Annotated in this window: 10 protein-coding genes, 1 tRNA gene and 1 riboswitch; of the genes, 4 read left to right on the top strand and 7 right to left on the bottom strand. The window is 68.6% G+C overall.

What is annotated here, in order from left to right; genetic code table 11:
- Window positions 1-541: 541 nt before the first annotated feature.
- The gene (locus ABGB12_RS21605; protein ID WP_347680633.1) at window positions 542-958 is read left to right on the top strand and encodes an NUDIX domain-containing protein; all 417 of its coding nucleotides are present in this window, start codon (window positions 542-544) and stop codon (window positions 956-958) included.
- A gap of 39 nt (window positions 959-997) precedes the next feature.
- Here the strand turns inward: ABGB12_RS21605 and ABGB12_RS21600 are convergent, their stop codons facing one another.
- From ABGB12_RS21600 to ABGB12_RS21590, 3 genes are all read right to left on the bottom strand, one after another.
- The gene (locus ABGB12_RS21600; protein WP_347680631.1) at window positions 998-2,536 is read right to left on the bottom strand and encodes a TROVE domain-containing protein; all 1,539 of its coding nucleotides are present in this window, start codon (window positions 2,534-2,536) and stop codon (window positions 998-1,000) included.
- A gap of 333 nt (window positions 2,537-2,869) precedes the next feature.
- Window positions 2,870-3,004 (bottom strand) — tRNA-Ser (locus ABGB12_RS21595).
- A 245-nt stretch (window positions 3,005-3,249) separates the two neighbouring features.
- Entirely contained in the window at window positions 3,250-4,185 is a 936-nt protein-coding gene (locus ABGB12_RS21590) for an NADP-dependent oxidoreductase (protein ID WP_347680629.1), read from the bottom strand.
- A 93-nt stretch (window positions 4,186-4,278) separates the two neighbouring features.
- Here ABGB12_RS21590 and ABGB12_RS21585 point away from each other — a divergent pair, with 93 nt between their 5' ends.
- Complete coding sequence (locus tag ABGB12_RS21585; protein WP_347680627.1) at window positions 4,279-4,701, top strand: helix-turn-helix domain-containing protein; 423 nt, start codon at window positions 4,279-4,281, stop codon at window positions 4,699-4,701.
- A gap of 86 nt (window positions 4,702-4,787) precedes the next feature.
- Here ABGB12_RS21585 and groL read toward each other — a convergent pair whose 3' ends face one another.
- Window positions 4,788-6,413, bottom strand: a complete 1,626-nt coding sequence (gene groL, locus ABGB12_RS21580) for a chaperonin GroEL (RefSeq protein WP_347680625.1) — start codon at window positions 6,411-6,413, stop codon at window positions 4,788-4,790.
- Window positions 6,414-6,804: 391 nt separating this feature from the next.
- Here groL and ABGB12_RS21575 point away from each other — a divergent pair, with 391 nt between their 5' ends.
- Window positions 6,805-7,383, top strand: a complete 579-nt coding sequence (locus ABGB12_RS21575; protein ID WP_347680623.1) for a hypothetical protein — start codon at window positions 6,805-6,807, stop codon at window positions 7,381-7,383.
- A 91-nt stretch (window positions 7,384-7,474) separates the two neighbouring features.
- Here ABGB12_RS21575 and ABGB12_RS21570 read toward each other — a convergent pair whose 3' ends face one another.
- The 3 genes from ABGB12_RS21570 to thrC form a co-directional block, all read right to left on the bottom strand.
- Window positions 7,475-7,675, bottom strand: a complete 201-nt coding sequence (locus tag ABGB12_RS21570; RefSeq protein ID WP_347680621.1) for a cold-shock protein — start codon at window positions 7,673-7,675, stop codon at window positions 7,475-7,477.
- A 248-nt stretch (window positions 7,676-7,923) separates the two neighbouring features.
- Entirely contained in the window at window positions 7,924-8,202 is a 279-nt protein-coding gene (locus tag ABGB12_RS21565) for a MoaD/ThiS family protein (protein WP_347680619.1), read from the bottom strand.
- A gap of 2 nt (window positions 8,203-8,204) precedes the next feature.
- Entirely contained in the window at window positions 8,205-9,434 is a 1,230-nt protein-coding gene (gene thrC, locus ABGB12_RS21560; protein ID WP_347680617.1) for a threonine synthase, read from the bottom strand.
- A 15-nt stretch (window positions 9,435-9,449) separates the two neighbouring features.
- A riboswitch (SAM riboswitch) is annotated at window positions 9,450-9,591 on the bottom strand.
- Between the two features lie 178 nt (window positions 9,592-9,769).
- Here thrC and ABGB12_RS21555 point away from each other — a divergent pair.
- Window positions 9,770-11,194 (top strand): trehalose-6-phosphate synthase, encoded by a 1,425-nt coding sequence (locus ABGB12_RS21555; protein WP_347680615.1) that lies wholly within the window; start codon window positions 9,770-9,772, stop codon window positions 11,192-11,194.
- Window positions 11,195-11,298 lie beyond the last annotated feature (104 nt).

Here is an 11,298-nt window from a genome sequence, read left to right as displayed (position 1 = left end):
CCATTAAGGTCCAACGACCCCCGGGAAACCCGGAAGCCAAACCCATGGTGTTGACACTGGCAAGAACAAGGTCTTGGCTGACCTTGCATCTGCCTCAAAGGTTCCTCTTGACGAGGATGACCAGAACTACAAGTCCTGGCCGTTATTTTGGCACTGACTTTTAGCACGCTGTTGAGTTCTCAAGAAACGGACTCGCTCTTTCGTCCACCCTTGCGGGCTTCCTCCGGAGCAACCCTTCCAACTTACCAGGCTGGGGAAGTTTGTCAACTTCCGTCCCGCCCTGCCCCGCTCTGGTCACTTTCGTTCCCTTTGTGGAGCAACCCTTCTAGCTTAGCGACTCTGTCCGGAGTGTCAAACTCCGTCCCGTTCGTCCCATTTTAGGCGTAGCAAACTACGCCCTCATCGGGCTGCTTTTCGGGGTTCCCCTCCGTCCGGCCGCCCCTCGGTCTCCCTCGTTGCGGCCCGCTCCCGGCGGGGCGAAGAGAACGTTATGCCCACACGCGGGGAACGTCAAACTGACGGCCGCAGAGAGAATGGATGAATGGAACTCGACGTCGTCGCCTGGGTCCACATCCGCGAGAAACGCCTGCTCACCGTACGTGCGAGGGGGCGGGACCTGCTCTACCTGCCGGGCGGGAAGGTGGAGCCCGGCGAGTCGCCGGCCGAGGCGATCTCCCGCGAGGTCGAGGAGGAACTCGGCCTGGATCTGCCGCCCGGGAACTTCACTTCTCTCGGCACGGTCGTCACCGAGCCGCACGACCAGCCGCGCTACACGTCCGTGCGCATGGTCTGCTTCACCGCGCCTTACGAGGGCCCGCTCCGCCCCTCGGCCGAGATAGACGAACTCCTGCTCGTCTCCCCCTCCGACCGCCGGCTCCTCGCCCCCGCCTCGGCCGCCGCCCTGGACCTGGCTCTCGCCCACGGTCTTCTGGACCCTGACCTCTCATCCCCACGGTGATCGAGGCCCGGGTGGGCGGGGGGCTCACCCGGGCCTCGATCAGAACGGCCAGGCGGCGTCGCGGCCCCGCTCCAGGAGCGGGATCATCGCGAAGCCGTGGTCGGACAGGCCCGCGAAGGTGTGGCGGTTCGCGGTGCCCGACGGACCGTGGCCGTACCGGTAGCCGACGAGGTTCCAGGTGTAGACCGGTACCTTCGCCGGAACCTGGGCGGTCGGGTCGGCGCCCCTGTGGCCGGCCCAGACCTGCTCGTCGGTGACGATGACGACCCGGTCGTGCTTGCGGTAGGAGGCGCGGACGGCCGCCGCGGTCTCGGTGCCGCCGAGGTCGCCGAACCTTCCGACGGTCTTCAGCACCGAGTCTCCGCGCCGGACCTTGATCCGGCGGTGCGTGCTGCCGAACTCGACCAGGTCGGCGTGCTCCGCGCGGAGCGCGAGGGCGGTGCCGAAGACGGCCGCCGTGTCGGCGTAGGTCAGCTGCGAACGGGCCGAGTTGTTGTAGAACATCGAGCCCGAACGGTCCACCAGGATCAGTGTCCGTCCCTTCAGGGAGGGGACGTTGGCCAGCGAGACGTCCAGCGCCCGGGACAGCGGCCGCGCCCACCGGTCGGAGGTGACCGCGCGGTACGCCGACAGGTAGCGCATCGGCAGCACCCGCGAACCCTCCACTCCGGAGACCAGCCGCTCCGCGACCCCCGCCGCGACCTCGTCGGAGACACCCGCCTGGTCGAAGTTGCGGAGGTTGCGCAGCAGCGCGAGGTACCCCATGGACGGGATGAGCGCCTCCCAGACCCGGGCGTCCATCGGGCCCTGCAGCCAGCCCGCGACGGACTCCCACGTCATGCCGGCGGCCCTGAGCCGCTCCACCGCGCCGGGACGGGCGAACACCTCGCGGCGCTCGGCCGCCGGGAGCCCCAGCAGCTCGGCCCGGGCTCGCAGCACCTTCAGCGAGGCCGGGAGCTGCTCGTCCCTGCCGTGGCGCCGGTCGATGGCGTGCTTGAACAGATCGCCCTGGGCGACCGAGACCGGCTTCGGGTGGGTCAGCTCGAGCACGTCGCCGAAACGGAACGTCCCGGAGTCGTACTTCGCCAGGGAACGCTCGTCGTAGAGCCGGCGTACGGCGTCACCGATCCCCCGCTTGATGGGCTTGGGGATGCCGCGGCCGTAACGGCCGGTCCAGTAGGCGAGGAGCTCGCCGGGCTCGTCCGCGCGCCGGAGCGCCGCGTCGACGAGCTGCCGGTTGCCGCCGTCGAGGGACGCGCACAGCCGGGCCATGACGGCCTCGGCCGCGGCGACCACGGAGGCCGAGCGCATGCCCGCGTCGTTCCGGAGCCAGCCGATCATGCGGGTCAGCCAGCCGGGGTCGGTGAGCGCGACCTCGCCGACCAGGGCGCGGAAGCGCGCGTCGCGGTCGTCGGCGGTCTCGTAGAAGGTCTGCTCGCCGACCATGTTGGAGACGGCGAGGACGAAGAGCTCACTCTTGGCGTCCCGGGTGGAGCCGGGGCCGCCCTCGTGGGTGATGCCGCCCGGGACGGAGGCGACGGGGCTGGTCGCCGGGCGGGCGCGGTTGAACTTGCTCATGGGTCTCCTCCGAGGTCAAGGCGGCCGAAGTGCCTGCCCCTGCCGGAAAGTCGGGGCCGTGCGGAGTCGAACCGAAGTAACTCCGGCCTGCGCACCGGAAAGAAGAAAGGGATCCTCCTGAGATCAGAAGCGGCCGCGGTACATGCATTCCACTGCTCTCCCGGCTGAGCTACCGGCCTCACGGCCGGACGGGATTCGAACCCGTGACCTGTGGATCAAGAAGTAACCGCTGCCTGCGCACCAGGAGGAAGTCTGTTCGTCGGAAAGCGAGGGTGCCCGAGATCAAAGCGAAGACGGTGTTTCAGCGCTCTTTGCCACTTGAGCTACCGGTCTTGCGACCGGGCGGGAGTCGAACCCGCGTCTCTCCTTTTGTAGAGGAAGTAACCGTCCTCTATCGCACCGGGCGTCCTCTCGAGTTCAGAATCGGCGGCGGTACGTACCGCAATTCTGCCGTTGAAACACCGGTCCTGGACCGGGCCGGGACTCGAACCCGGCATCTGCGGTCTGGAAAGTAACCGCTGCCTGCGCACCGAGAGGCGGTCTGTTCGCGGAATCGTTTCCGCGGTCCTCCGAACGCGTGCGGGAGGAGGGCTTTTCTCGCCGGCGCCCCGGTGGGGTGAATTCCACTTTCCGCTCCTCTCCGCTCACGTGTTCCGTTGACATCCAGAACTCTGCCCCATGCGGAATCCCGCCGCAACGGAATTAATTTCGTGTCAGGGGACCAGCACGATCTTTCCGGTGACCTGCCCGGAGCCGGCGAGGGAGTAGGCCTTGGCGGCGTCGGCGAGCGGGAACTCCCCGTCGAGGCGGACGCGCAGTTCACCACGCTCGGCCAGTTCGGCGAGCCGCTCCAGATCGTGCACGGACGGCCGGACGTGGACGGACTCCAGCCGGATCCCCAGGGCCGCGGCCTCGTCATGGTCGAGCCCCATGTTCCCGGGCAGCGCGCTGACCAGGATCCCGCCTTTCTTCAGGACGGACGCCGAACGCGGCCCGTTCTCCCCCGTGACGAGGTCGAAGACGACGTCCAGGTCGGAGAGCACCTCGGTGTAGTCGGTCGTCGTGTAGTCGATGACCTCGTCGGCCCCCAGCGAGCGGACGAACTCGTGCTTGGCGCCGGAGGCCGTCGCGATGACGTGTGCGCCGAGGGCCTTGGCGATCTGCACGGCCAGGTGGCCGACGCCGCCGGCCGCCCGGTGGATGAGGACCCGCTGTCCCGGCTGGAGCCGGGCGGTCCCGGCCAGCGCCTGGTAGGCGGTCAGCCCTGCCAGCGGCAGCGCCCCGGCCTCCTTGGCGCCCAGCGCGTCCGGCCGAAAGGCCAGTTCGTTGGCCGAGACCAGCACGTACTCGGCGTGAGTGCTGCCCTCCGCCGGGAACGCGGACATCCCGAAGACCCGGTCCCCCGGCGAGAACCGGGAGACGCCGGACCCGACGGCCTCGACCGTCCCGGCGACGTCCCAGCCCAGGGTGAAGGGCGGCTCGCCCAGCAGCGGGTAGTACCCGGCGCTGACCGCGAAGTCCACCGGGTTCACCCCGGCCGCCTCCATCTTGACCAGTACCTGCCCGTATCCCGGCTCGGGCAGCGGGACCTCGGCGACCTCCAGCACCTCGGAGGCTTCGCCGACCTGCTTCTGCGTGATGACGCGCATGGTTCTCTCCCGGAAGGAATCAGTTGATGCTCTGATCCTTCCGGAAGTAGTTTCCAATGGAAAGAAGGCACCTTTTAGTGGTATAGGTACCTCATGGATACCACTTCTGAGGTCAGGGTTTGCTGGGACGCCAACGCCTACCTGGCCCAGTGCCCCTCCCGCACCGTTCTGAGCGCCATCGCCGACAAGTGGACCTGCCTCCTGGTGGACGCCCTGAGCGACGGACCCATGCGTTTCGGCGAGCTCCGCCGCCGCCTCGACGGCATCACCCAGAAGAGCCTCACCCAGACCCTCCGCGACATGGAACGCGACGGCATGCTCACCCGCACCGTCTACCCGACCATCCCCCCGAAGGTCTCCTACGAGCTCACCGACCTGGGCCGCAGCGTCACCCGGCTGATGGCCGGCATCAAGGTCTGGGCCGAACAGCACGCCGACGAGATCGTCGCCGCCCGCCACCTCTACGACGCGCGGGCCGGGCAGGAGCCCCTGCCCGTCACCACCACTCCCCGTTGAATCCGCGGGCATGACGAAAGGGCGGTCTCCCGGAGGAGACCGCCCTTCCTTTGCTTCAGCGAAGCGGTGAAACCGTCAGGCGTGGATCAGAAGTCCATGCCGCCGCCGTCGGGCATGCCCGCCGGGGCCGGGTTCTTCTCCGGCTTCTCGGCGATGACGGCCTCGGTGGTCAGGAACAGAGCGGCGATCGACGCGGCGTTCTGCAGCGCGGAACGCGTCACCTTCGCCGGGTCGATGATGCCCTGCTCGAACATGTCCACGTACTCGCCGGTGGCGGCGTTCAGGCCCTGGCCCGCGGGCAGCGAGCGGACCTTCTCCACCACGACGCCGCCCTCGAGGCCGGCGTTCACCGCGATCTGCTTGATCGGCTCCTCCAGAGCCTTGCGCACGATCGCGGCACCGGTGGCCTCGTCGCCCACCAGCTCCAGCTTGTCGAACGCGGAGACCGAGGCCTGCAGCAGCGCCACGCCACCGCCGGGGACGATGCCCTCCTCGACCGCGGCCTTGGCGTTGCGGACGGCGTCCTCGATGCGGTGCTTGCGCTCCTTGAGCTCCACCTCGGTCGCGGCGCCGGCCTTGATGACCGCGACACCGCCCGCGAGCTTGGCCAGGCGCTCCTGGAGCTTCTCGCGGTCGTAGTCGGAGTCGGTGTTGTCGATCTCGGTGCGGATCTGGTTGACCCGGCCCTGGATCTCACCGGCGTCGCCGGCGCCCTCGACGATGGTGGTCTCGTCCTTGGCGATGACGACCTTGCGGGCGCGGCCCAGCTGCTCCAGGGTGACGGAGTCGAGCTTGAGGCCGACCTCCTCGGTGATGACCTGGCCGCCGGTCAGCACGGCGATGTCGCCGAGCATGGCCTTGCGGCGGTCACCGAAGCCCGGGGCCTTGACGGCGACGGACTTGAAGATGCCGCGGATCTTGTTGACGACCAGGGTGGCCAGGGCCTCGCCCTCGACGTCCTCGGCAATGATCAGCAGCGGCTTGCCGGCCTGCATGACCTGCTCGAGCACCGGCAGCAGGTCCTTGTTGGAGGAGGCCTTGCCGCCGACGATGAGGATGAACGGGTCCTCCAGGACCGCTTCCATCCGCTCGGGGTCGGTCACGAAGTAGGGCGAGATGTAGCCCTTGTCGAAGCGCATACCCTCGGTGAGCTCGAGCTCGAGGCCGAAGGCGTTGCTCTCCTCGACGGTGATGACGCCTTCCTTGCCGACCTTGTCCATGGCCTCGGCGATGAGGGCGCCGATCTCGGTGTCGGCGGCGGAGATGGAGGCGGTGGAGGCGATCTGCTCCTTGGTCTCCACATCCTTCGACAGCTGGGACAGCTGCTCGGAGACGGCGGCGACGGCGGCCTCGATGCCCTTCTTCAGGGACATCGGGTTGGCGCCGGCGGCGACGTTGCGGAGGCCCTCGCGGACCAGAGCCTGCGCCAGCACGGTGGCCGTGGTGGTGCCGTCACCCGCGACGTCGTCGGTCTTCTTGGCGACTTCCTTGACCAGCTCGGCGCCGATCTTCTCCCACGGGTCCTCGAGCTCGATCTCCTTGGCGATGGATACACCATCGTTGGTGATCGTGGGAGCGCCCCACTTCTTCTCGAGCACGACGTTGCGGCCCTTGGGACCGAGCGTCACCTTGACGGCGTCGGCCAGCTGGTTCATGCCACGCTCGAGACCGCGCCGGGCCTCCTCGTTGAACGCGATCATCTTGGCAGCCATAGGCTCCAGATCCTCCTTGAGTGGATACGGAACATGGCGGATCGGGCAGATGCCCGCGACGGACGGCCCCACCGGTCCGGCAGCCCCATGCGTGCCGCGCGGTGGCGAGACCTCATCGTCCCGACCCAGAAAGCTCTTGTGAGTTATCACTCTCACGGGGAGAGTGCCAATCAATGTTTAGCACTCTCCATGGTCGAGTGCAAGCGAGACCCCTTCTGAGCAGGCAAGAGCCCCTTACAGCCCCCTTATCCAGGCGATATGTAGCGACTGACCATGCGGTGGGGTGCCGAGTCGGGGAAGTTACTTTCTGTAGTTGAGTTTGCGCGATGAGTATCGAGGTGAAGATTCAGGGGGCAAGGGTTACTTCGTCCAATCGAGAAGGGGACGAACAGTGAAGAAGATCTTGGGGCTGGCGCTCTCGGGTGCGATGGCCCTCGGCATGGCGGCCGCCACGGGCACTTCGGCACAGGCCTCCGAGACCTCCGCACGGGAACGACAAGAGAAACAATCGAGCTACCGGTACCGGGTCCACACGAAGGTCTGGCCCTACTCCTGGGGCAGGTACCGCGGCGGGGTGAAGGTCCGGGTCTACCGCAACTCCTACGACGGCCGGGTCCCGGTGCCCTACATCCGGGTCTGCCTGCAGAAGCGGACCCCGTACCGCTACCGCACCATCGAGTGCGAGCGCACCAACCGCTGGGGCGGAGCGGACTTCCGCATGGTCGACCGCGTCCACTGGTACCGCGGGGACCGCGCGCGCGGCCTGCGCCGGGCCTCGGGGAAGAACTTCTCCACCTGGTACCGCGTCTTCGTACCGCCGAGCTACCGCAACTACGGCCACGTCAGCGACCCGTTCCGGCTGTGGGACCGCTGGGGCTGGGACGGTGACTACGGCGACGACTACGACGACGGCGGCGACTACGACGGCGACTACGAGCGCGGGTGGCGCCGGGCCTCCGGGAACAGGTGACCCCGTCCGGAGGTGAAGGCCCTCGGAAGAGGGCCCGCGAGAAGAAAGACCCGCAGGGCTCGGCGCCTGCGGGTCCAGCCTCACCGGCGGTTCACAGGGCGCGGACCAGATCCGCCTGCGGACCCCGGTCGCTCTGTGTGATCTCGAACTCGACCCGCTGCCCCTGCTCCAGGGTCCGGTAGCCGTCCATCTGGATGGCCGTGTGGTGGACGAAGACGTCCCGCCCGCCGTCGACGGCGATGAATCCGTAGCCCTTGTCCGCGTTGAACCACTTGACGGTGCCCTGAGCCATGCGAAGAACCCTGCCTGGAGCCGCGGCCCCCCTGGACCGCGGAGCGCCCGGGGCGTCCACCTCGGAACCCCGATCCCCCTCCGAGACCGCCCGGAGACCGGCTCGTGACGGAGATGGCACCGGAAGATACCCGCGGCATATCTGAGCGGGGAATTGTTTCGGCCGGGTGTGGCCAACCATTCACGAAAGCCGAAAAGAAAGGGCCCGCCCTTTTTTACGGACGGACCCTTTCTGTCGATCGCCTGTCGTCAGCAGCCGCCGGCGACCGCCGGGATGATGGAGACCTGGACCCCCGCGGGCGTGGCGGTGTCCAGCCCGTCGGCGAAGCGGACGTCCTCGTCGCCGACGTAGACGTTCACGAACCGGCGGAGCTTGCCGGCGTCGTCGAGCACCCTGGCGGAGATGCCGGAGTGGTTCTTCTCCAGGTCGGCGATGACGTCACGCAGCGTGCCGCCCTCGGCCTTCACCTCGGACTCGCCACCGGTGTAGGTGCGCAGGATCGTGGGGATGCGAACGGAAACACTCATGGTCAGACCAATCCTGTAGCGCGGAAAGCCTCGATGTTAGGCGCGATGTTGGCGGACGGCTTGGCCACCGGGGCCACCGCGTCCAGGGTCTTCAGGCCTTCGCCCGAGTTGATGATGACCGTCTCCAGCGACGGGTCGAGCTGTCCGGTCTCGATGAGCTTCTTCAGCACGCCGACGGTCACGCCGCCCGCGGTCTCGGCGAAGATGCCCTCGGTGCGGGCCAGCAGCCGGATGCCCTCGACGACCTCGGCGTCGGTGACGTCCTCGACGGCGCCGCCCGTCCGGCGCACCGCGTCCAGGACGTAGGGGCCGTCGGCGGGGTTGCCGATGGCGAGGGACTTGGCGATCGTGTCCGGCTTGACCGGCCGGACCACGTCGTGCCCGGCCTTGAAGGCGGCGGAGACGGGGCTGCAGCCCTCGGCCTGGGCGCCGAACACCTTGTAGGGCTTGTCCTCGACCAGCCCGAGCTTGATGAACTCCTGGAACGCCTTGTCGATCTTGGTCAGCTGGGAGCCGGACGCGATCGGGACCACGATCTGGTCGGGCAGCCGCCAGCCGAGCTGCTCGGCGATCTCGTAGCCCAGGGTCTTGGAGCCCTCCGCGTAGAACGGGCGGACGTTCACGTTCACGAACGCCCAGTCCTCCTGCTCGCCGGCGAGTTCGGAGGCGAGCCGGTTGACGTCGTCGTAGTTGCCGTCCACGGTCACGAACGTGCCGTCGTACACGGCGGTCGTGATGATCTTCTGCTGCTCCAGGTCGGAGGGCACGAAAACGGCGCTGCGGATGCCGGCGCGGGCCGCGGCGGCGGCGACGGCGTTGGCGAGGTTGCCGGTGGAGGGGCAGGCCAGCACCTTGAAGCCGAGTTCCCGCGCGGCGGCCAGCGCGACTCCGACGACCCGGTCCTTGAAGGAGTGGGTGGGGTTGCCGCTGTCGTCCTTGACCCACAGGTCCCGCATCCCCAGCGCGGAGGCGAGCTGGTCGGCCTTCACCAGCCGGGTGAAGCCGGGCTCGGTGTTGGGGATCTCGGCGACGTTCGAAGGCACCGGCAGCAGGTCCTTGTAACGCCAGATGTTGCGCGGTCCCGCCTCGATGGACTCGCGCGTCACGCCGCTGAGGTCGTAGGCGACCTCGAGCGGCCCGAAACATTCGGAGCAGGCGTAATAGGGACCGAGTTCTACGGTGTTGCCACATTCGCGGCAGATCAGCGCGGTGGCGTTACCCAGGTCGGGCATGAGTGCGAGGCCTCTCCCTCATCTTCCCTGTGCCGCTCTGGTCACAGGCCGGAGTTGGCACCGCGTCCCGGCCGAAGCCTCGCTATGGGCGCGAAGGCGAGCCGGGAGGGTTGCCGGGGCTTCGCAGGGCCGGTCCCTCCACCCCTCTGGATGAGCGCCCGTGAGATACCCACGGGCTTGTATGAAGTTGTGTCCCGACTTTACATCAGGTGTCCGATTGACAGTACAGCGGTCTCACCTGTTGGACCGTGCCCCGCTGTTAGCTTGATCACTCCGTCCCGGATGGGAACGGTCCCCTTCCCGGCCTCCGCGCCATGGCGTGCGACACTCTGGCCATGCAGGTACTCGTCGCCAGCAACCGCGGACCCGTGTCCTTCTCCCTGTCCGAAGAAGGCGCGCTGACCATGCGCCGCGGCGGCGGGGGCCTGGTCTCCGGCCTCGCCTCGGTCGCGGCCGGCACCGACCTGGTCTGGGTGTGCGCCGCCCTGTCCGACGGCGACCGGCTCGCCGCCCGCCAGGACCCGTCCGGACGGCTCGACCTCGCCGGGCACGAGACCGGCGCCGTCCGCATGCTGGACATCCCCCAGAAGACGTTCCACCGCGCCTACAACTCGATCGCCAACTCCACCCTCTGGTTCGTCCACCACCTGCTCTACGACACCCCGAACGAGCCGCACTTCGACAGCACGTTCCGGCGCGACTGGCAGTCCTACGAGGCCTACAATTCGGCGTTCGCGGACGCCCTGGCCCAGGACGCCGAACGGGGGGCGAAGGTCGTCGTCCAGGACTACCACCTGGCGCTCGTCCCCCGGATGCTGCGCGAACGCCGCCCCGACCTGCGCATCGCCCACTTCTCGCACACCCCGTGGGCGCCGCCGGAGTACTTCCGCCTGCTGCCCGACGACATCGCCGCCAAGGTGCTGGAGGGCATCCTCGGCTCCGACCACGCGGGCTTCCTGTGCGACCGGTGGGCCGAGGCGTTCCTCGACTGCTGCGAGTCGGTCCTCGACGCCAAGGTCGACCGGTTCGCCCGGACCGTCCGGCACCGGGGCAGGACCACCCGGGTCGGCGTGCACGCCCTGGGCGTGGACGGCGACGACCTGCGGGCCCGAGCCGCGCGGGAGGACGTCGCCGAGCGCCGCGCCGCGCTGCTGGAGCAGACCGGGAACCGGCAGCTGATCCTGCGCATCGACCGCACCGAGCTGTCGAAGAACATCGTCCGGGGCCTGGCCGCCTACTGGGAGCTGCTGCTCCACCACCCCGAATGGCACGGCCGGGTCGTGCACGTGGCCTTCGCCTACCCCTCCCGCACCGACCTGCCCCGCTACCGCGACTACACCGCCGCAGTCGAACGGCTCGCCGCGGAGATCAACGACGAGTTCGGCACGGACGACTGGACCCCGCTCGTCCTCCAGGTGAAGGACGACTACGCCCGCTCCCTCGCCGCCTTCCGGCTGGCGGACGTCCTGGTGGTCAACCCGATCCGCGACGGCATGAACCTCGTCGCCAAGGAGGGCCCGATCCTGTCGGAGAAGGGCTGCGCGCTGGTGCTCTCCCGCGAGGCGGGCGCCGCGGGCGAACTGTCCGGGGACTCCCTGGTGGTCAACCCCTACGACGTCTCCCAGACCGCCGAGAAGCTGAACCAGGCGCTGCTGATGTCGTCCGAGGAGCGTCGCGAGCGCACCGCCCGCCTGGCCGCGGCCGCCACCGCGCTGCCGCCCGGAAAGTGGTTCGCCGAGCAGCTGGCCGCCCTGGACTGAGACCGCTTTGTCCGGGGGGCGACCCCCGGACCCTGAGGACGCCCGTCTGGGGTGCGGCCCCCGGGCCCCCGAAAGACGACGGACGATCCTCGCTCCGCTGCGGT

The organism is Actinocorallia sp. B10E7 (assembly GCF_039871655.1).
Taxonomy (GTDB): domain Bacteria; phylum Actinomycetota; class Actinomycetes; order Streptosporangiales; family Streptosporangiaceae; genus Actinocorallia.
The sequence above is the reverse complement of the archived record's forward strand: the minus strand, read 5'-3'. Positions and strand labels throughout refer to the sequence as shown.